Genomic DNA, 21330 nt, shown 5'->3' with positions numbered 1-21330 from the left:
CAATGCCGGTTTTATTCATCTTTTGTTACCCAGCTATAACCGATTCCATAGACAGTTTTTATGTATTTCTGTGCGCCAAGCTTATCCCTCAGACGCTTGATCGTAACAGACAAAGCATTTTCATCCACATATTCTGCGCCATCTGTCCAGATCCGGTCGACAAGGTCTCCGCGGGTCATGGTTCGACCACGATTTTCAACAAGCAGACGCAGTAATTTTTGTTCTGTTTTACTCAATTCCACTTTTGAATCTCCCACATAAAAGGTCATAGCCTCAAAGTCAAAATGAAATAGATCAATATGGATCGGCGCATTTTTATGGTTTGACGCTTGCTTTCGCAGTTGGGTATTCACCCTTGCCCGCAAAACCGAAAGAGAAAAGGGCTTGGTAATGTAATCATCAGCGCCCCTCTCCAGTCCGTCTACGATGTCCAGATCGGTGTCATTGGCAGTCAGCAGAATAACAGGAACTCCGGGCATGTTTTCCTTGACCTCCCGGAGCAGCTCAAGCCCACTGCCATCCGGCAGATTGATATCCAACAGAATCAGGGATACACTGCCGCAAAGCAGCTGTTCCTTCGCCGTTTTTAGGTCTTGGCAGGATATAATCTGACGGTCATCTGCTTTCAGTGCTTTGCATAAGCCTTGATTCAAACCGATATCATCTTCAACAATCAGTAATTGCTCCATATATCTTACTCCTTCATTATTCAAATGCCACCATCGCATGAAATAGCTTTGTCAGAAAATCCTTGTTATCGACATCATTAACCAACAGCATTTCTTTTGCACCTTCATAAGGCAATTCATAATTTGCGTCTGGCATAAGTGAAATGGCAGATTTAACAGGCTTTACAAGCAGCCTGTCCTGTTTTTTCATTTTTCTAATTATATCATATAAAAAGGATGCCGGTAAACTGATGATTTCCGTGTTGTCTGCGGTGGCAGAGACTGAGCGAGAAAATATCCGCATACAGACAATGGCAGGACGTGAGCAAAACAAATATCTTAATCGCAACGGATTTGTGAAGAAGCTGCGGCAGAATAACACCATCCCCGGATTTTCAGGGAACTTCGTGCAGGACAGACTGGATAACCTGTATGATAAGATTGGGGATATAGATGACCGGCTTCAGGATGTAAATGAGAAAATCCGTATGGCCTATGAAAATCAAATTATTTCAAAATAGGTCTGTTAAATTCTCACATGTTTTGATAAAATATACATCATTGGACACGAATATTGGCATTTCAGGTGAATTAACTGAAAAGAACGCAAAATTTAACATAACAGGGGGAAGAACAATGGAACATCATGAAAAACGAAGTACCTTTTCCGGTAAGCTGGGATTCGTACTTTCAGCAGCAGGCGCATCCGTAGGCCTGGGGAATATCTGGAGATTCCCGTATCTGGCAGCAAAATATGGCGGAGGAATCTTTCTGCTGATTTATATTATACTGGCGCTGACCTTTGGATATACCATGATCGTAGCAGAGACGGTGCTGGGACGTATGACCAGGAAAAGTCCGGTGGGAGCCTACCATTCCTTTGGAAAATCTGGATGGCTGTCCTTTGGCGGCTGGATCAATGCCATCATACCGGTACTGATTGTACCGTATTATTCCGTTATCGGCGGCTGGGTCATTAAATATCTGGTGGAATATGTGATGGGACACGGACAGGCACTGGCGTCAGATGGATATTTTGGGGCTTTTATTTCTAATGGGGTATCCACAGAAGCCTGTTTTGCAGTCTTTACGCTGTTCACTGTAGCAATCATCTATGCAGGTGTGCAGAATGGAGTAGAACGAGTATCCAAGTTCATGATGCCGATTCTGGTAGTATTATCCATCGTGATTTCGGTATATTCCATTACCAGACCGGGCGCATTGGAAGGTGTAAAATACTTCCTGATTCCGAATCCGGCGAACTTTTCCTGGATGACCGTTGTGGCAGCCATGGGACAGATGTTCTATTCCCTGTCCATTGCCATGGGAATTCTGGTGACATTCGGTTCATACATGAAAAAAGACGTACCGATTGAGGCATCCACGAAGAATGTGGAGATCTTTGATACTGCCATTGCCATCATGGCAGGACTGATGATCATTCCGGCGGTGTTTGCCTTTTCCGGTGGGGATCCGGATACATTGCAGGCGGGACCGTCACTGATGTTTATCACAATCCCAAAAGTATTCGCCAGCATGGGAATGGGAACTTTTGTGGGAATCCTGTTTTTCCTATTAGTACTCTGTGCAGCAGTGACCAGTTCCATTGCCCTGACAGAAAGTGCTGTGTCCACATTTCAGGATGAACTTGGCTGGAGCAGAAAAAAAGCAACTGTGATTGTGGCAGTTATTATGTTACTGCTGGGAAGTCTGTCCTCTCTGGGATACGGTCCACTGGACTTCGTGAAGATCATGGGAATGCAGTTCCTGGATTTCTTTGATTTCCTTACAAACTCTGTGATGATGCCAATTGCAGCAATTGCAACCTGTCTGCTGGTATCGAAAGTAATGGGAATTCAGAAAGTAGAAAAAGAAATGCTGCTGGAGAATGGAACCTTCCGCAGAAAGAAAATATTCGATTTTATGATACAGTATTTGTGCCCGATCTTTGCGGCAATCATACTGTTCAGTTCCGTAGCAAATGCATTGGGATGGATTTCCATGTAAAAATGTATTGACATTCGGGCAACGATCACTTACAATCAACCACAAGAGCAAGGAGGCTTAAAAGAGTCCCTTGCTTTTTTTGTTTCCCCCCGCAACAGTTATACAAAATGACAGAACTGTCTGCGAAAACTATACATTTTGCACATCCATATGGTTTCTGTAAAAGAAAATATAATTCTATATTGACAAAAAAATGTTGAGCCTATATCATAGAATTATAAAAAAGTTACAGAAAACGAGCCTATATGAAGAATATCAAGAGAACATCACTTCAGACAGAAGTTATAGAGTATATTAAAAACTATATAGAGGAGAATCGGCTTCAGTCGGGAGATAAGTTACCGTCCCAGCAGAAGCTGCAGGAGATGATCGGTGTAAGCCGCCCTACTCTGCGGGAGGCAATGAAGGTTCTGGAAACCAGAGGCGTGTTAAAAGCAGTGAATGGCAAGGGAATATTTGTCACATCCACCGGAGATCAGAATATGATATCGCTTCTGAATTTCACGAAGGAGAAGCAGAATGTACTGGATGTACTGGAAGTTCGCCGGATTCTGGAGAAAGAGATCGTACGGCTGGTAATTCACCGTGCGACGGAAGAAGAATTGGATGATCTGGGAGAGACAACCCGTCTGCTGATGCAGTTATTTCATGAGGGAAAGCAGCAGAACCATGTAGATCACAAGTTCCATAACACCATCTATCGTCTGGCACACAATGACGCACTGTACCAGTTGATCACATCTCTGGAGACAACGATGGTTAACTTCTGGGAGTATCCGCTGGATCTGGAAGATCCATTTCTCAAAAGTATTCCTTTACATGAGAAGTTATATTTCGCTATCCGGGAAAAGAATGTGAAGAAGGCACAGTCCATCAATGAGAAGCTGTTGGATGAGGTTGAATATGAGATCAGCCAGAAATACTAGAAAAGAAAGCAGAGTTGCATCTGCTTTTTAAAATTCTGTAACCTATATGATAGCTTACAGGTTGAAGGGAGAAACTATGACAGACCAGAAAGAATATCTGAAAAGTGACAGCCTGATTGCTGCACATTATGGCGAAGAATATGAGCATTATTACAATGCCATAGTGCCGCCGGTGTTTATGAACTCACTGAATGTGTTTGAGACACTGGATGATTATTATGACTTTGACCGGACGGACAGACACAAATACTGCTACGGAAGAGTACAGAACCCGACAGTAAGGATACTGGAAGACAAGATCGCAGCACTGGAACATGGATGCGGGGCACTGGCACTGGCATCCGGTATGGCGGCAGCATCGACTGCGGTATTCAGCACCATCAAAGCAGGAAGTCACGTGGTCTGCCTGAAGAATGCATACGGTCCGTTAAAGGATCTGCTGACCGGGTACTGCAGGGAACACATGAATGTGGAGACTACCTTTGTAAAAGGCGTAGAAGTATCTGAATTTGAAGCAGTTATTACAGATAAGACCGATCTGGTTGTACTGGAAAGTCCGTCATCACTGGTATTTTCCCTGCAGGATATCCGCAAAGTATCCGAGATTGCACATGCACATCAGGCAAAGGTCTATATTGACAATACCTACTGTACACCGTTATATCAGAAGCCACTGGATATGGGCGCTGATATTGTCATGCATACCACATCCAAATATATCGGAGGACACAGTGATGTGATCGGTGGAATGCTGGTGACAAAGGATCCGGAACTGTTTGCAAAGCTTCTCCATAACAGAGAATTGTTTGGCGGAATCGTCGGCCCGATGGAAGCATGGCTGATGATCAGAGGACTGCGTACCATGGCAGCGAGACTGGAACAGCACCAGAAGACGGCTATGGAAGTAGCGAAGTTCCTGGAAGAACAGCCAATGGTAGAAAAAGTATATTATCCGGGACTGCCTTCTCATCCACAGTATGAACTGATGAAGCAGCAGCAGACCGGTAACTGTGGATTATTATCCTTTGAATTAAAGGGAACACTGGAGCAGGCAGTAAGATTTGCAGAAAGTCTGAAGATATTTAAGATCGGTGTTTCTTGGGGTGGATTCGAGAGTCTGGTATTCCTGCCACATATGAGACTGGACGACCAGACATGCGAGGAACTGGGAGCATCCCAGAGAATTGTACGAATTCACTGCGGACTTGAGGGCACTGAAAGCCTGATTTCAGATCTGAGATCGGCTTTAGAGCGAATATATTGATTACAACCGGACTGGGAATCCTTGTAATCAAAATGGGTGTCAAAGCACCTGAAACTACATATTTATTTTAAAAAGGGAGGACATTACACATGAACAAGAAAAAAATCACTGCTTTTGCAATGGCAACACTGGCTGCATGCAGCATGTCATCCATCATGGCACTTGCTGATGATCAGGTTACTATCACAATGGTAGAATCTCTGACAAGCCCGGAGAGAACAGCAATTCTTCGCGAAATTGCAGATAACTATCAGGCTGACCATCCGGATGTTACCATCGAGATCGTATCTCCGCCACTGGAAAATGCTGACACCAAGATCACACAGATGCTGATGAATGGAAGCGGAGCCGATATCGTTGAAGTACGTGACTCAACGATCACACAGTACGCATCCAATGAATGGCTGGCAGATCTGCAGTCTTACATCGATGCATGGGATGAGAAAGATACACTTTCCGAGTCCGCAGATGAAGTTATCCACTATTACAAAGATACCGCATACATGATCCCTTATGGATTCTATCAGAGAGGTCTGTATGTACGAAAAGACTGGTTCGAAGAAAAAGGACTGGAACTTCCGACTACATGGGAGGAACTTCTGGAATCCGGTGAAGCATTGACAGACGAGTCCGCAAACAGATACGGATATTCCTTCCGTGGTGGTTCCAGCGGATATCAGTATGCAGATACCATTTACTGGAGCTGGATCGGAATGGATAAAATTGCGGATCCAAATGCTGCATATTTCCTGAAAGACGGAGATGGCGCGACTATTTTCACACTTCCGGAGGCAAAAGAAGCACTGAACTTCTACAAAGAACTGTATCAGAAAGCATCACCATCTGACTCCATCGCATGGGCATTCTCAGAAATGGTTCAGGGATTTGTCGGTGGAACTACCGCTATGCTGATTCAGGACCCGGAAGTTATTGCAACCTGCACAAGCGATATGGAAGATGGATCCTGGGCACTGATCCCATTCCCTAAGGGACCTTCCGGACAGGCAGTATTCCCGAACGGTTTCGCAGGCTGGGGTATGACATCCTTCACAGAGCACCCGGAAGAGACAGCAGACTTCCTGCTTTACTTATCCAATTCCGAAAATAATACATATTTTGCAAAGAATTATTCTACGATTCCAATCCATACGGATGCTGCTGACAGCGATTCATACTTCTCAGAAGGTGCATTCTCCATGTACATGGACATGGCTGCAGAACCTGAAACTTATTGCCATGCTGCATACCCTCAGATGTACGAAGCATTTGCAACATACAAGACAGAAGTGGATACCATGTATCAGAAATTCCTGACTGACGAGATCACAGATGATGAACTGCTTCAGTGGTTAGATGACTTCTGGACAACTGCTTATGCAGAAGAAGGCCAGCTCTGGTAAGAAGTTTTATCAGAAATGGATGTAACAGAATAAAAAGCATGCCATCGGTTCCTTATAATGGCGCCGATGGCGTGTTTCTTTGAAAGGAGACACGAATGAAAAGTAAATCCAAACTAGCAAAAAAGAGGCGCAGGTTCGTCATACTGATGCTGCTGCCATCCATTATTTTTCCACTGATATTTACATACTATCCTATGGTTCGTGGTTCCATGATGGCATTTCAGAATTATAATCTGATGAACCTCAAAAATGTACAGTGGATAGGTCTTGATAACTTTAAAAATCTGTTAAAACCAAGTATTGCGAACTCCTTCCCGCTTACGGTTATGAACACAGTAAAATGGGTTGTGATTTCTCTGTTTTTCCAGTTTACCATCGGTTTTGCAATGGCACTTTTGCTCAAGAAGAAATTCAAAGGTTCCAATATCTATCAGGGACTGATCTTTTTCCCATGGGCAGTATCCGGTTTCATCATTGGTATTATGTGGCGCTGGATGTATAACGGAACATCTGGTGTGTTCAACGACATTCTGGTTAATAAACTTCACATTCTCAGCCAGCCTGTCGGATGGCTTGCTGACAAACACATTGCATTATATGCATGTATTATTGCGAATATTTGGTATGGTATTCCATACTTTACAATAATGATTACTGCGGCACTTCGTGGTGTATCCGAAGATCTGTATGGCGCGGCATCTGTAGACGGTGCCAACGCCCTTCAGAAGTTCATCCACATTACAGTGCCAAGTATCAAGTCTGTTTTGTTACTGACCGTACTTCTTCGTGTCATCTGGATCTTCAACTTCCCGGACCTGATTTACTCACTGACTCAGGGCGGACCGGCAGGATCTTCCAACATCATTACATCTTACATGATGCAGTTGGTACAGAGTCTGGATTACGGCATGGCATCAGCAGTCGGAGTTCTCTGCATTCTCTTCCTTGTTATATTTGCGGGAATCTATCTGGCTGTGACAAAATATACAGAGGAGAACTAAATTATGACAGCAAAACATAAAAGAAGTATTTACAGTGTTCTGAAATTTATTGTACTTGCACTGTTTCTGGTTATCGTCATGTTTCCGTTTGTATGGATGCTGCTTACATCCTTAAAGGGATCCCAGGGTGAGATCTATGCCTTCCCGGTAAAATATCTTCCGAATCCGGTATCCTTTGTAAACTACGCATCCATGCTCTGGAAAGGAAGCTTCGGCACTTATATGCTGAACTCACTGTTTGTTTCAGCAATTGCAGCAACCTGTGCAGTACTGATTGCGGTTCTTTCCGCATACGTCATCAGCCGTTTCCATCTGAAACACAAGAATTTGGTGATGATGTTTTTTCTGGTAACTCAGATGTTCCCGACCTTCATCATGCTGGCTCCGCTGTACCAGATGCTGGCTTCCGCAGGTATGCTGAACAGACGTACCACACTGGCGTTGTTATACACCAACATGATGATACCTTTTTCAGTGGTAACACTGGCAGGATTCTATGATGCAGTTCCGACTTCACTGGAAGAAGCCGCATGGATTGACGGATGTGGATATTTGTCCTCTCTGTTCCGCGTAGTAGTCCCGGTGATCAAACCAGGTCTGGCATCTACCTTTATTTTTGCATTTATCAACTCCTGGAATGAACTGTTCATGGCAGTCATGTTTATTGATGTGGACAAATACAAAACCATACCGGTAGGATTGAACGCCCTGATCCTGAAATACGATATTAAATGGGGAGAGATGGCGGCAGGTACGATTATGTCACTGATTCCGACCATGATCCTCTTTGGTTTCTGCCAGAAGTATATGATCGAGGGCCTGACAGCCGGTTCCGTCAAAGGATAAGGAGCAGCGAATGAGTATTCAGTTTGAAGTAGAGAGAATGGAGCGTCTGGCAGCAGACCTGGATCTGCTGCGGATATCCGGTCAGATTCCGGTAACAGACTACCTGAGAAAAGAAGGAAAACAGGAAGACGGTGCCATCTGTGATACAGAAGGGTGGACACCGTGCTGCATCAGCGAACCGTGGTCAGAGCTGTGTGAATATCGCTGGTATCGTACCAGGGTACAGATCCCGGAAGAGATGGGTGGAAAACGTGTGGAATTCCGTTTTATCACCGGAAGAGAAGGACAGTGGGATGCCACCAATCCACAGATGCTTTTTTATGTGAATGGCAGACCGGTACAGGGCATTGATGTGAACCATCGTCAGGTATTGCTGGAAGAAAAGGCAAAGGCAGGCACCTGTATAGACATTGCATTTCTGGTATTTACCGGAAGTGTGCCGGGTGATTTGATTATCCGCACGGATCTGATTACCGTAGACTGGGAAACCGAGCAGGCATATTATGATTTTCTGGTTCCGGTACAGACCGCCCGTTTATTAAAAAACAGTGATTACGAGAATTACAGAAGAATTCTCACCCGACTGGCTCCGGCGGCAGATATTCTTGACCTGCGCCAGCCATATACGGAAAGATATTACGCTTCTCTTCACAGGATGAGAGACATTCTGAAAGAAGAATTTTATACAAAAGTAGATGAAAATGCACCGGTAGTCAGTGCCATCGGTCATACGCATATTGATATTGCATGGCTGTGGACCGTTGGTGTGACAAGAGAAAAAGCAGTACGCAGTTTCTCCACGGTGCTGGAACTGATGGATCAGTATCCGAATTACCGTTTCATGTCCAGTCAGCCGATTCTGTACCAGTTTGTAAAAGAACAGGAGCCGGAATTATATGAGAAGATCAGAGAAAAGATCCGGGAAGGACGATGGGAGACAGACGGAGCCATGTGGCTGGAATCTGACTGTAACCTCCCGGCAGGAGAATCTCTGGTCAGACAGGTGATGAAGGGCGAACAGTTCTTCATGGAAGAATTTGGCATTCCGAGCAAATGCCTTTGGCTGCCTGATGTATTCGGATATTCTGCAGCCATTCCGCAAATCCTGAAAAAAAGTGGTGTACCATATTTTCTGACGACTAAGATCGCATGGAATCAGTTTAATCAGCTTCCAAATGATACCTTTATCTGGAAGGGAATCGATGGCAGTGATGTCTTTGTTTTCATGCCGACGACCTGTGACTTTGATAAGACCCTTGGACTGAATATTTCCTTTACCGACACCAGAAATACCACCACATACACCGGCATTGTGAATCCAAATATGACACTGGGGACGTTCAAGCGTTTCCAGAACCGTGACCTGACAGAAAATACACTGATGCTGTTTGGATTCGGGGACGGCGGCGGTGGTCCGACCAGAGAGATGCTGGAAGAGGCAGAACGTCTGAAATACGGCATGCCGGGGATTCCAAGGCTGGTGCAGGAACCGGAGCGTGTATTTTTTGACCGGATACATGAAGAGATTGCATCCAGACCGGATATGCCGGAATGGAATGGCGAGCTGTACTTTGAATACCATCGGGGGACATTGACCTCCATGGGAAAGAACAAACGTAATAACCGTAAGAGTGAGATCCTCTATGAACAGCTTGAGACGCTGGGGGTTATGGGAGAAGCATACGGGCAGGAATATCCGGCAGAAATTCTGAAATCTGGATGGGATATCATTTTACTGAATCATTTCCATGATATTATTCCTGGAAGTGCCATTGAAGCGGTATATGACCAGACAGATGTGGAATACGTGCAGATCCGACAGGACGGTATGCGTGCACTGAGTCAGCTTACGGATGGTATCGCAGAAAAGATTCATGGGGAAGATACACAAAATGGGGAAGAAACGACGATTTTTGTGTATAACACACAGGGATACGACAGAGACGATGTGGTGTGCATAGATGCAGAAAAAGTGAAAGGCTGGAATCGGCATGTCACAGCCATGGTGGATGCAGAAGGTAATCTGTCTCCGGTTCAGTATGCAGCCAATGGAGATCTGCTGTTCTTCGCACAGGCAATACCGTCAGTAGGATACAAGTCTTTTGTACCGGTGATGGGAGAACCGGACGCAGAACAGAAGAAGATCTGGGACGGCAGTTTTGAAAATGCATATTACCGTGTGCAGTTTGATGATCAGATGAGGATCACCTCACTGGTAGAAAAAGAAACAGAACATGAATTTATCAAAGAAGGAACCACAGGCAACCGGCTTGTGACTTACGAAGACCGTCCAATGAACTGGGATAACTGGGATCTGGATATGTTCTATAAGAAGAAACCCTATGAGGCAGATGAAGTATCTGCGCCGGAACTGATGGAAGCAGGACCGGTGCGGACCGTAGTGCGGATCCGCAGAAGGTTTGCAGATTCCATTGTCGATCAGGATGTGATTTTGTATCCGGAATTGCCGCGTATCGACTTTAAAACATCCGCAGACTGGCAGGATCATCATGTACTGCTTCGGACACTGTTTCTGGTAGATGTGAACAGTACGAAGGCATCCTATGAGATCCAGTTTGGTAATGTGGAACGTGAGACGACGCACAACCAGAGCTGGGATACTGCCAAATTTGAGGTATGTGCCCATAAATGGTCAGATCTTTCAGAGCAGGGACTGGGAATCAGCCTGTTAAATGACTGCAAGTACGGACACAGTGTGCGGGACGGCGAGATGGGTCTGACCCTGATCAAGTCTGGCGTGTATCCAAATGAAAATGCAGATATCGGTCATCATGAATTCACTTATGCGATCTATCCGCATGCAGAAAGATGGCAGGATGCAAGAACCATAGAGATGGCATATGACCTGAACATACCGCTGCATACCAGTATAGTGGAAGGGGCAGATATCCGCACAGAGAGTTCCATGATAGCCATAGCAGAGGATCACTGTTTCTTCGAGACCATCAAACGTGCCGAGGATGGTGACGGATATATTCTCCGTATTTACGAGAATAAAAATAAGAGATCGAAGATCCACATTGCAGTGAATCTGCCAGTCTCAGAAGTAATCGAATGTGATCTGATGGAACGTCCGCTGGCTAAAGTGTCATTTGAGAATGGAGTACTGGAAGACAGCATCAAACCATATGAGATTAAGACCTATCGTTTACATCAGGCATAGAGAATAAATAACAGATAGCAGAGGAACACCCTCTGCTATCCTTGTCTGAGAAGAAAAAGGCATAAGAAGAAGGGGCTTCAAATGCGGGAAGGAGAAAAGATGAAACAGGAATGGTGGAAAGATGCAGTAGTGTACCAGATCTATCCAAGGAGCTTTCAGGACAGTAACGGAGACGGAATCGGTGATATCAATGGGATCCGGATGCATTTGGATTATCTGAAAAATCTGGGTGTGGACGTGATCTGGCTGTGTCCGGTTTACAAGTCCCCAAATGCGGACAATGGATACGATATCAGTGATTATCAGGATATTCATCCTGATTTTGGAACGATGGAAGACTTTGACCGGCTGCTGCAGGAGGTGCATGAGCATGGCATGAAGCTGATTATGGACCTGGTTGTGAATCATACATCAGATGAACATCCATGGTTCCGGAAAAGCAGTTCGGCAGAAGAGACATCTTATGATGACTATTATATCTGGAAGGACAGACCAAATAACTGGAAATCACGTTTTCAGGGAAGTGCCTGGACTTATGATGAAAAAAGAGGACAATATTACCTGCACATCTATACAGTGAAGCAGCCAGATCTGAACTGGGAAAACGAAGCTGTCCGCAGGGATGTATACAAAATGATGAACTGGTGGGGAAAGAAAGGAATCGATGGATTCCGCATGGACGTCATTTCTATGATCTCCAAGGATCAGTCTTATGCAGATGGACCGGTGGGAGAGCATGAACAGTTCGGTGATGGATCTTCCATGTATATAAACGGTCCGAGAGTACATGAGTTCCTGCAGGAGATGAACCGGGAAGTGATTCAGAACTTTGACTGGATGACGGTAGGAGAAGGTGTTGGAGTGGATACCAGAGAAGCCTGTCTCTATGCCGGATTTGACAGAAAGGAACTGAACATGATGTTTCAGTTTGAACATGTGGAGCAGGCAAAGGGACCTCTGGGAAAATGGACAGACCAGAAACCGGATTTTCTCAGGGTAAAAGAGATCCTGGACCGCTGGCAGACAGATCTGGAAGGAAAGGCGTGGAACAGTCTGTTTGTGGAGAATCATGACTATGCAAGATCGGTATCCACATTTGCAGATGACAGAGAAGAATATCGGGAATTGTCTGCAAAGATGCTGGCGATTGCACTGTATATGATGAAGGGAACCCCATATATCTACCAGGGACAGGAACTGGGGATGACCAATTACCATGCTTCTTCCATTGATGAATTGCAGGATGTGGAGAGCAAAAATGCTTATCAGTTCTATGTGAATGCAGGGGAGGTCTCCCCGGAAGAAATGCTGAAGTATGTGAACTGTGCCGGAAGGGACAATTCCAGGACACCAATGCAGTGGGATACAGAAGAAAATGCCGGATTTACCCATGGCACACCGTGGCTTCCGGTAAATACGAACTATACGTATCTGAATGCAGAGGAACAGACCGGGCGTACAGATTCTGTCTTTACTTTTTATCAGCAGCTGTTGGCATTTCGAAAGTCTGCACCGGCAGTTTTACGGGGCAGCTACCGGATGATCGGGAAAGAACATAAGCAGCTACTGGCGTATTTTCGGACAATGGGAGAAGAGACGTATCTGATTCTCTGTAATTTCAGTGAAAAAGAACAGTCTACAAATACGCTGAAGCTGAGACAGCAGACAGAGGCACAGGGAAAAGCTAATTGGAGGCAGGTACTCGGAAATTATCCATCCGGTCACAGTGTGGATATGCTTCGTCCATATGAGGGCGTAATCTGGAAAATGGAAAAGGAGTCTTAACAGGATGAGTATTTTAATCAATGAAAAAGAGGGAATTTTTCATCTTCAAAATCAGAACATCAGCTATATCATGAAAGTGCTGCGAAACGGGCAGCTTGGTCAGATCTATTTTGGCAGAAGACTTCATGACTGCACAGAATATGATCATCTGGTGGAACTGGGACATCGAGATATGGCACCATGTGTATTTGACGGAGAGACAACCTTTTCCATGGAGCATCTAAAGCAAGAATATCCGGGGTTTGGAACCGGAGACATGCGATACCCGGCAGTAGAGATCCGGTGTGCAGATGGCAGCCGTGTAACAGAGTTCCTTTACGATCATGTGGAAGTGCAGCAGGGCAAACCGAAGCTTGACGGACTTCCTGCGGTTTATGTGGAAGAGGATCAGGAGGCAGAGACTCTGAAGGTTGTACTGAAGGATACGGTAAAAGGCCTGAAACTGGTGCTTTCCTATACGATTTTCAGAGATTTCCCGGTGATTGCCCGGAATGCATGGATTCAGAATGAAGGGGAACAGAGTGTGAATCTGGAAAAAGCCATGAGTGTCAGTGTGGATTTTCCAGACTGCGATTATGAAATGTTTTATCTGTCAGGAGCATCCTTAAGAGAACGGCATCCACAGATACAGCCGCTGCATCAGGGAATACAGGATATTCACAGCCTGAGAGGACACAGCAGCCACCAGTTCAATCCGTTCCTTGCATTAAAACGCCTGGATGCGGGAGAAAAGAAGGGCGAAGTCTACGGATTCAGCCTGGTATACAGTGGCAACTTCCTGGGACAGACAGAGGTCGATACCATGGGAACCACAAGGGTGATGATGGGGATTCATCCAACAGGTTTTTCCTGGCCACTGGCACCGGGGGAAGGATTTCAGACACCGGAAGCCATATTAGTCTGGTCAGATCAGGGACTGAACGGAATGAGTCAGACATATCACACACTTTACCGGGAAAGGCTTGCCAGAGGGTACTGGAGAGATCGTGAGCGCCCAATTCTGATTAATAACTGGGAAGCCACTTACATGAACTTTGATGAAGAAAAGATCCTGTCCATTGCAGAAAAAGCCAGGGAACTGGGGATTGAACTGTTTGTTCTGGATGATGGATGGTTTGGCAAGAGGAACGATGATACCAGTTCGCTGGGAGACTGGGATGTAAATCCGGACAAGCTGCCTTCCGGCATAGCAGGACTGGCACAGAAGATCCAGGATATGGGAATGCTGTTTGGACTGTGGTTTGAACCGGAGATGGCCAGTCGAGACAGTGATCTGTTCCGAGAGCATCCTGACTGGATTCTCGGAAGCCCTGACCGCCATATTTGCAGCGGCAGACATCAGTATGTACTGGATTTTTCCAAAGAAGAAGTGGTGGATTACATCGGAGATAAGATGGAAGCCATTCTTTCATCCGGTCCGATCTCCTATGTGAAGTGGGATATGAACCGCAGTATTTCCGATCTGTATTCCAGAGGAACCGATCCTCTGCAGCAGGGAACCATTTATCACAGACAGATTCTGGGGATTTACCGGCTGTATGAACGGTTGATTCAGAAGTTTCCACAGGTTCTGTTTGAATCCTGTGCCAGCGGCGGCGGACGTTTTGATCCGGGAATGCTGCATTATGCACCGCAGGCGTGGGCATCAGATGATACCGATGCATCCCAGCGGGTACTCATTCAGTATGGCAGTTCCTATGTCTATCCGTTAAGCTCCATCGGAAGTCACGTATCAGCATGCCCCAATCATCAGACCTTCCGCAGTCTGCCTCTGAAGATGCGTGGAGATGTGGCGTACTTTGGAACCTTTGGATATGAACTGGATCTGAATACCCTAAATTCAGAAGAACAGAATGAAGTAAAAGAACAGATTCGGTTTATGAAAAAATATCGACGGCTGATTCATAATGGTATATTTTATCGGTTAAAGAGTCCATTCCGGAAGAATGCAGATCAGGTACAGGATGCGGCATGGATGGTAGTATCCCAGGATAAAAAACAGGCACTGCTGGCATATTACCGGCTTCATCAGCCTGTCAATGTGGGATATCAGAGAATAAAACTGGAAGGGTTGTCAGAAGATATGCAGTATCATATCAGTGACAGAACATATAGTGCTTATGGTGATGAACTGATGCAGATCGGTCTGGATGTGTCAGACTGGGCCTGTGGTGTCCGGTGGTCAGAGCAGCCACAGGGCGAGGGCGTATCCCGCATCATTTTACTGGAAGCATAGCTATCCGGGGACGTATAAAAGTGGCTTTCAAAGCCACTTTTATACGTCCCCATTGGTTTATCCGCCGATATATTCGCTAATTACAGAAGTGAGTGCCGGGAGAATCTGCTGTTTTCTGGAAAGCAGATTCTCCTGGAAAGAATGTTCTCGTCCATCTGCATTTGGAAAAGCTTCCGCTGCCCACGGAGCACGGGTTCCACCGGCATAGATCACAGATCCATTTTCCAGGATACTGGTGAAGACCAGCACAGCCAGATCGATATATTTTTTCTGGGCAAAACGGTCCAGAGCGGCTGTGATCTCTTTGGCATCTCTCTGGGTATCTCTGGCAGATGGCACAATTACCTGAGATATGGACAACTTACAGGAATGGATATCATAGATCTTCAGATCCTGATTGATCATATCCGGGAAGCTGACCTTATCCTGGTTGGAAGTAATGGAGAACATCTCCTGAGCAAACTCCTCAATATCCAGATCAGCAATAGCCGCCAGAATATTGGCAGTACTGATATCTTTCTCCGTTGTAGTCGGAGAATGGAAGTCCATGGTATCAGACAGCACCGCCCCAAGCAAAAGGCCTGCCAGATTTGGCGGGATCGGGATCTGGTTTTCCCGGAAGATGGTTGCCACAATTGTAGCAGTAGATCCTACAATCTCATTACGGAATGCTACCGGCTGCGAAGTGGAAAAATCGTTAATCCGGTGATGGTCAATAACTTCCAGAACCTGGGATTTTTCGATGGCATTCACAGACTGGGAAAATTCATTGTGGTCCACCAGAATCAGCTTCCGCTTCGGGGCATCCATGATGTGGTATCTGGAGATATAGCCCACCAGCTGATCATTCTGATCTACTACAGGATAAGCGCGGTAACGATTGCGGAGCATTTTGACACCGACGTCCTCCGCAAGCTCATGATTGTGGAAGAATATAGGATTGCGTTTCATAATTCGCTCCACAGACGGGGCAAAATACAGGTAACGTGACGTATTCATAGTACCATGACCGGAAAGAATAATCGGACAATGGTGTGCCTTTGCCTCTTCAATGACACTTTCATCCACCTTATCAGCCCATACAATGATCAGCATGCCGGCACCGAGCTGGATACACTTCTTCTGTGCCATGGTATCGGCACCTACGATGACAATTCGTTTTTCCACATCATAGCGGTCCAGACGTTCCGGCATAGTCATGGCAATGATGCTTACTTTACCGTTGATCACAGCGTCAGCGTCGTCATAGAGAATCTGGCCGTTTAATGTCTTACGGATATTTTCAGAGGAAGTATGCGCCAGAATATCAATGGATCTGGCTGTGTCATCCAGACCAACGACAGCTACATCGGACTTTGTGACCATTCCCAGCAGATGCTTCTCCTCATCTACCACGCCGCAGTAGGCGCGGTTGTTTTGCTGCATGATCTGCAAAGTCTCATAAATAGTAGTATCCGGAGTAATGGATACCGGTGAATCCATCTCGATCTCGGACAACTTCATCCGGGCATCCTGCAGCAGCATCGGGGCTTCAAAACCAAAACGATCCAGCAGATAACTGGTCTCTGCATTCAGAGAACCCAGGCGGCATGGAATCGTCGGAATTCCCATAGATTTCTTAAAAAATGCATAGGCAATGGAAGAAGCAATGGAATCTGTATCCGGATGCCGGTGCCCGGTGATATAGACAGGGTTTTTCTTTTTCATGAAATATCCTCCCATACAACATAAATTCAGAATCCTGTCTGCTCTGTAACAGGAATGGTCTATAGAGATAGTTTACCAAAATGTGGACAAAATTGACACAAAATTATTTCATAAGCATCAGAAATTATTTTGACCGTCCGGCTTTTTGAACTTGCGGGAAAAAACCTGTCATGTTAAAATGTAGACTATAAAAAAGACAAAAGCAACAAATGAGCAATAAGAGGATCTTAGATGAAGAGAATTGTCCTATGTGATGATGTGGAATTGGAACGGCAGATTCTGAAAGAGTTATTAACGTTATATTTTGAAGAAATGGGAGAGGAGATCTCAGTTATTGAATACGAATCAGGTGAAGCACTGATTACAGATGTGGAAGAAGGTCTTCTGGAAGCGGACCTGTTATTTCTGGATATTTTTATGAAGAATATGAATGGCATGGAGACCGCCAGAAGGTTAAGAGAAATGAAACGAAAAGGACCGATTGTATTTTTAACTGCGTCTCCGGATTTTGCCATAGAGAGTTATGAAGTACAGGCATCCGGCTATCTGCTGAAGCCCTACGATGCAGAGAAGATCAAGGAACTGACAGCCAGACTTCTGAAGGATGACAGCAAGAGACGGATAGCAGTCAAAAGCAAGCGCCAGTACCGTTATCCATACATAGATGATATTATGTATATTGACAGTGACCGCCATATGGTGACACTCCATATGAAGGATGGCACCGAGATTATTACGCAGGAGAAGCTGGGAGATCTGAAGAAACGAATTGGAGACAACAGATTCCTGCATTGTCATCAGAGTTATCTTGTGAACATGGATTATATTCGTGATGCACAGGATGATTTTATTCTGGCCGATGATACCACAGTACCGATTCGTGTGCGTGGAAGAAAAAACATCATTGATAGGTATCACAATTATTTTTTGAGTCATAATGAACAAAAAGAAGAATGGAAAAGGAAGAGAGATCTGTCTGTCATCTGACAGCGCAGTGATCCTCTTCCTTTTTGTGTCCTGTTTATTTGATTGCATCCAGAGCGTTGGAGATATCTGCAATCAGATCCTCTTTGTCTTCCAGTCCCAGACTGATGCGGATCAGTTCGGCAGGTACACCTGCTTCAATCAGCTGTTCATCTGTCATCTGGCGGTGTGTGGAGGTGGCAGGATTCAGGCAGCAGGTACGGGCATCAGCCACATGTGTCTCAATGGCACCCAGCTTCAGATTCTGCATAAATACAGAAGCCGCTTCACGTCCACCCTTTAGTCCGAAAGATACGACACCGCAGCCCCCATTTGGCAGATACTTCTGGGCGCGGGCGTAATATTTGCTGGATGGAAGTCCTGAATAATTCACATAAGCAACCTTTGGATGCGCTTCCAGGAATTCAGCTACAGCCTGTCCGTTTTCCACGTGTTTTGGCATACGGACATGAAGAGATTCCAGACCAAGATTCAGGATAAATGCATTCTGTGGAGACTGCATACAGCCCAGATCACGCATCAGCTGTGAGGTACATTTGGTAATGAAAGCACCTTCTTTGCCGAATTTCTCAGCATAAGTGATACCATGATAGCTCTCATCCGGCGTGCACAGTCCCGGATACTTATCTGCATAAGCCATCCAGTCAAAGCGTCCGCTGTCTACGATAGCTCCGCCCAGAGCAGCTCCATGGCCATCCATATATTTGGTAGTGGAATGAGTCACGATATCGGCACCCCATTCAAAAGGACGGCAGTTTACCGGAGTCGGGAAGGTATTGTCCACGATCAGCGGAACGCCATGTGCATGGGCAACTCTGGCAAATAACTCAATATCCAGAACAGTAAGAGCAGGATTGGCAATGGTCTCACCAAACATCAACTTAGTATTTGGCTGGAATGCGGCATTCAGTTCCTCTTCTGTAGCATCAGGAGAAACAAATGTAGCAGAGATTCCCATCTTTTTCAAAGTGACGGCAATCAGATTAAAAGTTCCACCATAGATAGAAGAAGATGCTACGATGTGATCTCCGCATTCACAAATATTAAACAATGCAAAGAAGTTGGCAGCCTGTCCGGAAGATGTGAGCATGGCAGCAGTACCACCTTCCATAGCGGCGATCTTGGCTGCAACATGGTCATTGGTAGGGTTCTGGAGTCTGGAATAAAAGTATCCGGAAGCCTCCAGGTCAAAAAGCTTACCCATATCTTCGCTGGTGCTGTACTTGAAAGTTGTAGACTGTACAATCGGGATCTGTCTCGGTTCACCGTTGCCAGGGGTATATCCTGCCTGGACACATTTGGTACCCATTCTGTAATCGTTCATAATAATCTCCTTAAATAAAAAAATGTTATATCTATCGTACCATCTTGCCAATGCCTTTTCAATAAGCAGAAAAAGTATGATAAACTAACTATTCTGACAATTTGATGAAAATATAAAAAAGATCAGAAATAAAGTTGACAAATAAAAAATATTATGATATTATACAATTATCAAAAGAAAAGACAAATAAAAAAGAAAATCCAAGAAAGAGGTACAGTCCAATGAGATAAGAATCTTTAGCCAATGGGAACCTTACAGAATAAGAAGAATATCTGAAGGAAGATGATGAAGATGAAAGGCAGAGATCCATAACGAATGGACACAGAAGAAAAATACTAAGACAGGAGGTATAGTCCAAAAGGAACATAAGGTACCAAATTCACAGACAATGAAAGTTGAAGGTGTAGACAATGAAATTACAGGAAATTCATTAAGAGCCCGGTCGAGAGAAAAAAGAATCGATCGGGCTCCTTTTATGTGTTAAAATATACAGAAGAAACACATGAAGGAGAAGCAATTATGAATCCAAAAACTTTGATACAGAATCTTGCAGTGGCAGAAAGATTGAAGGATGCCACCAGGCACTGCTATACATCCGGTGGCAGACATGAGAGTGTGGCAGAACATTCCTGGCGTATGACCCTGATGGCATACTGGGTGAGTGATGAATTCCCTGAGGCTAATCTGGAGAAATTATTCAAGATGTGTCTGATTCATGATCTGGGCGAAGCATTCACCGGGGATATACCAAGCTTTGAAAAGACCCAGGCGAATGAAAAACAGGAAGCAGAATTACTATATGAGTGGACCGGCTTACTACCGGAGCCGTTTGCATCCGAGATGACAGCACTGTATCATGAGATGGAAGAACGGCAGACACTGGAAGCACGCATATACAAGGCACTGGACAATCTGGAAGCATTGATTTCTCATAACGAATCCGACCTCAGCACCTGGATTCCTCTGGAATATGATCTTCAGATGACCTATGGCAATGACAAAGTGACATTTTCCGAATATCTTACCCAGCTCCGTGATCAGGTAAGAGAAGACAGTAAAAGGAAGATCGCAGAGGAAGGCGATAACAGACCAGAGAAAAAAACTGACATTTGAAAAAAATAAGAAACTGGTTCTTTAAAAATAATGTTATTTCTTCTATTATAAAGCGAATGCAAAAAGAACTGCACAGGGTCAGCCAGAGCTGACCGGAAGGAGAGGCATTATGAAAAAGAATACAGCAAAAAATGTTACTGTCAATGCACTTTCAATTGCATTAGTCTGTATTGCAACCATGGCAATTCAGATCCCGATTCCACTGGGATATATGCATCTGGGAAATACCTGCATACTTCTGGTAGCGGCATTGTTCGGACCAGTTACAGGGCTGCTGGCAGGCGGCATCGGATCCGCACTGGCAGATATGCTTACCGGATATGCACAGTGGATCATTCCGACACTGATTATCAAAAGCATTATGGGATTTGCGATCGGAGCAATTGCATATAAAAAAGGAAACAATCTTCACATGGTATCTGTCAGAACATTTCTCGGATCAGTGGCAGGCATTGTCATTATGATCTTTGGATACTTTGCAGCAGGAGCCATCATGAATGGCAGTATCTATACCGGATGGACACAGGTGCCGGGACTGACATTGGAAGGCGTCATTGGTATGGTAATATTTTACGCAATTGGACTGGTGCTGGAAAAAGCCAACGTGGTGAAAGTACTGAATCTGGAAAACTGATAACAGAATACAGTCAGAGAGAAAAGACCGAAGGTTATACTCAATGGCATTAAGTTAAGAAAATCTCACATCACAGAAATGTGGTGTGGGATTTTTTTTAATAAACTATTGACAAATCAGTCATAAAATGCAGCCGCTTTAGCTACTTCTCAAAGTTCTCAGTAGCTAAAGCGGCCCTTGTAATTAGAAAACATCTATTTACAAGGAGGAAATCGCATGAATAGGAACTCACAGAAATTAAGGGATTTATT

At 44.9% G+C, this 21330-nt stretch carries 15 protein-coding genes and 2 pseudogenes; 13 read left to right on the top strand and 4 right to left on the bottom strand.

The features are described 5' to 3' along the window. Nucleotides 1-11: 11 nt before the first annotated feature. Nucleotides 12-689 (bottom strand): response regulator transcription factor, encoded by a 678-nt coding sequence (locus tag H8716_RS12810; protein ID WP_249309384.1) that lies wholly within the window; start codon nt 687-689, stop codon nt 12-14. A 16-nt stretch (nt 690-705) separates the two neighbouring features. Further along, nucleotides 706-867, bottom strand: a pseudogene (locus H8716_RS12805) (TfoX/Sxy family protein); the annotation flags it as partial. Nucleotides 868-889: 22 nt separating this feature from the next. On the opposite strand from H8716_RS12805, the pseudogene H8716_RS12800 reads away from it, so the two are divergent. The 10 genes and pseudogenes from H8716_RS12800 to H8716_RS12755 all read left to right on the top strand — a co-directional run. Then, nucleotides 890-1096: pseudogene (locus H8716_RS12800) on the top strand (recombinase family protein); the annotation flags it as partial. Nucleotides 1097-1304: 208 nt separating this feature from the next. After that, complete coding sequence (locus H8716_RS12795; RefSeq protein ID WP_249309380.1) at nt 1305-2675, top strand: sodium-dependent transporter; 1371 nt, start codon at nt 1305-1307, stop codon at nt 2673-2675. 245 nt (nt 2676-2920) lie between these two features. Then, nucleotides 2921-3601, top strand: coding sequence for a FadR/GntR family transcriptional regulator (locus tag H8716_RS12790; protein ID WP_249309378.1), 681 nt, complete (start codon nt 2921-2923; stop codon nt 3599-3601). Nucleotides 3602-3677: 76 nt separating this feature from the next. Further along, nucleotides 3678-4865 carry a trans-sulfuration enzyme family protein gene (locus H8716_RS12785; RefSeq protein WP_249309376.1) on the top strand — a complete coding sequence of 396 codons (1188 nt, stop codon included), beginning with the start codon at nt 3678-3680 and terminating at the stop codon, nt 4863-4865. Between the two features lie 119 nt (nt 4866-4984). Beyond that, on the top strand, nt 4985-6265 hold the full coding sequence (locus H8716_RS12780; RefSeq protein ID WP_408610894.1) for an ABC transporter substrate-binding protein: 1281 nt from the start codon (nt 4985-4987) through the stop codon (nt 6263-6265). 95 nt (nt 6266-6360) lie between these two features. Continuing rightward, a complete protein-coding gene (locus H8716_RS12775) occupies nt 6361-7266 on the top strand; it encodes a carbohydrate ABC transporter permease (RefSeq protein WP_249309372.1) in 906 nt (301 codons plus the stop codon). Nucleotides 7267-7269: 3 nt separating this feature from the next. Further along, nucleotides 7270-8112, top strand: coding sequence for a carbohydrate ABC transporter permease (locus tag H8716_RS12770; protein ID WP_249309371.1), 843 nt, complete (start codon nt 7270-7272; stop codon nt 8110-8112). 10 nt (nt 8113-8122) lie between these two features. Then, entirely contained in the window at nt 8123-11296 is a 3174-nt protein-coding gene (locus H8716_RS12765) for an alpha-mannosidase (RefSeq protein WP_249309369.1), read from the top strand. A gap of 99 nt (nt 11297-11395) precedes the next feature. Then, nucleotides 11396-13081 (top strand): glycoside hydrolase family 13 protein, encoded by a 1686-nt coding sequence (locus H8716_RS12760; protein ID WP_249309367.1) that lies wholly within the window; start codon nt 11396-11398, stop codon nt 13079-13081. 4 nt (nt 13082-13085) lie between these two features. After that, complete coding sequence (locus tag H8716_RS12755; RefSeq protein ID WP_249309365.1) at nt 13086-15317, top strand: alpha-galactosidase; 2232 nt, start codon at nt 13086-13088, stop codon at nt 15315-15317. Nucleotides 15318-15374: 57 nt separating this feature from the next. Here H8716_RS12755 and H8716_RS12750 read toward each other — a convergent pair whose 3' ends face one another. Continuing rightward, nucleotides 15375-17024 carry a putative manganese-dependent inorganic diphosphatase gene (locus H8716_RS12750; protein WP_249309363.1) on the bottom strand — a complete coding sequence of 550 codons (1650 nt, stop codon included), beginning with the start codon at nt 17022-17024 and terminating at the stop codon, nt 15375-15377. 231 nt (nt 17025-17255) lie between these two features. On the opposite strand from H8716_RS12750, the gene H8716_RS12745 reads away from it, so the two are divergent. Then, entirely contained in the window at nt 17256-18011 is a 756-nt protein-coding gene (locus H8716_RS12745) for a LytR/AlgR family response regulator transcription factor (RefSeq protein ID WP_249309361.1), read from the top strand. 34 nt (nt 18012-18045) lie between these two features. On the opposite strand, the gene H8716_RS12740 is transcribed toward H8716_RS12745, so the two are convergent. Then, nucleotides 18046-19332 (bottom strand): O-acetylhomoserine aminocarboxypropyltransferase/cysteine synthase family protein, encoded by a 1287-nt coding sequence (locus H8716_RS12740; protein WP_249309360.1) that lies wholly within the window; start codon nt 19330-19332, stop codon nt 18046-18048. A gap of 519 nt (nt 19333-19851) precedes the next feature. Here H8716_RS12740 and H8716_RS12735 point away from each other — a divergent pair. Both H8716_RS12735 and H8716_RS12730 read left to right on the top strand, forming a co-directional pair. Beyond that, nucleotides 19852-20445: an HD domain-containing protein gene (locus H8716_RS12735; RefSeq protein WP_249309359.1), complete on the top strand. Its 594-nt coding sequence runs from the start codon at nt 19852-19854 to the stop codon at nt 20443-20445. Nucleotides 20446-20554: 109 nt separating this feature from the next. After that, on the top strand, nt 20555-21079 hold the full coding sequence (locus H8716_RS12730) for an ECF transporter S component (protein WP_249309358.1): 525 nt from the start codon (nt 20555-20557) through the stop codon (nt 21077-21079). Nucleotides 21080-21330 lie beyond the last annotated feature (251 nt).

It is taken from the genome of Jingyaoa shaoxingensis (assembly GCF_014385005.1).
Taxonomy (GTDB): Bacteria; Bacillota; Clostridia; order Lachnospirales; family Lachnospiraceae; genus Marvinbryantia; species Marvinbryantia shaoxingensis.
The sequence above is the reverse complement of the archived record's forward strand: the minus strand, read 5'-3'. Positions and strand labels throughout refer to the sequence as shown.

Excerpts from the sequence above, each read along its gene's own strand:
- H8716_RS12810 (WP_249309384.1), bottom strand. The coding sequence starts at position 689 with ATGGAGCAATTACTGATTGTTGAAGATGATATCGGTTTGAATCAAGGC.
- H8716_RS12795 (WP_249309380.1), top strand. The coding sequence starts at position 1,305 with ATGGAACATCATGAAAAACGAAGTACCTTTTCCGGTAAGCTGGGATTC.
- H8716_RS12790 (WP_249309378.1), top strand. The coding sequence starts at position 2,921 with ATGAAGAATATCAAGAGAACATCACTTCAGACAGAAGTTATAGAGTAT.
- H8716_RS12785 (WP_249309376.1), top strand. The coding sequence starts at position 3,678 with ATGACAGACCAGAAAGAATATCTGAAAAGTGACAGCCTGATTGCTGCA.
- H8716_RS12780 (WP_408610894.1), top strand. The coding sequence starts at position 4,985 with ATGGCAACACTGGCTGCATGCAGCATGTCATCCATCATGGCACTTGCT.
- H8716_RS12775 (WP_249309372.1), top strand. The coding sequence starts at position 6,361 with ATGAAAAGTAAATCCAAACTAGCAAAAAAGAGGCGCAGGTTCGTCATA.
- H8716_RS12770 (WP_249309371.1), top strand. The coding sequence starts at position 7,270 with ATGACAGCAAAACATAAAAGAAGTATTTACAGTGTTCTGAAATTTATT.
- H8716_RS12765 (WP_249309369.1), top strand. The coding sequence starts at position 8,123 with ATGAGTATTCAGTTTGAAGTAGAGAGAATGGAGCGTCTGGCAGCAGAC.
- H8716_RS12760 (WP_249309367.1), top strand. The coding sequence starts at position 11,396 with ATGAAACAGGAATGGTGGAAAGATGCAGTAGTGTACCAGATCTATCCA.
- H8716_RS12755 (WP_249309365.1), top strand. The coding sequence starts at position 13,086 with ATGAGTATTTTAATCAATGAAAAAGAGGGAATTTTTCATCTTCAAAAT.
- H8716_RS12750 (WP_249309363.1), bottom strand. The coding sequence starts at position 17,024 with ATGAAAAAGAAAAACCCTGTCTATATCACCGGGCACCGGCATCCGGAT.
- H8716_RS12745 (WP_249309361.1), top strand. The coding sequence starts at position 17,256 with ATGAAGAGAATTGTCCTATGTGATGATGTGGAATTGGAACGGCAGATT.
- H8716_RS12740 (WP_249309360.1), bottom strand. The coding sequence starts at position 19,332 with ATGAACGATTACAGAATGGGTACCAAATGTGTCCAGGCAGGATATACC.
- H8716_RS12735 (WP_249309359.1), top strand. The coding sequence starts at position 19,852 with ATGAATCCAAAAACTTTGATACAGAATCTTGCAGTGGCAGAAAGATTG.
- H8716_RS12730 (WP_249309358.1), top strand. The coding sequence starts at position 20,555 with ATGAAAAAGAATACAGCAAAAAATGTTACTGTCAATGCACTTTCAATT.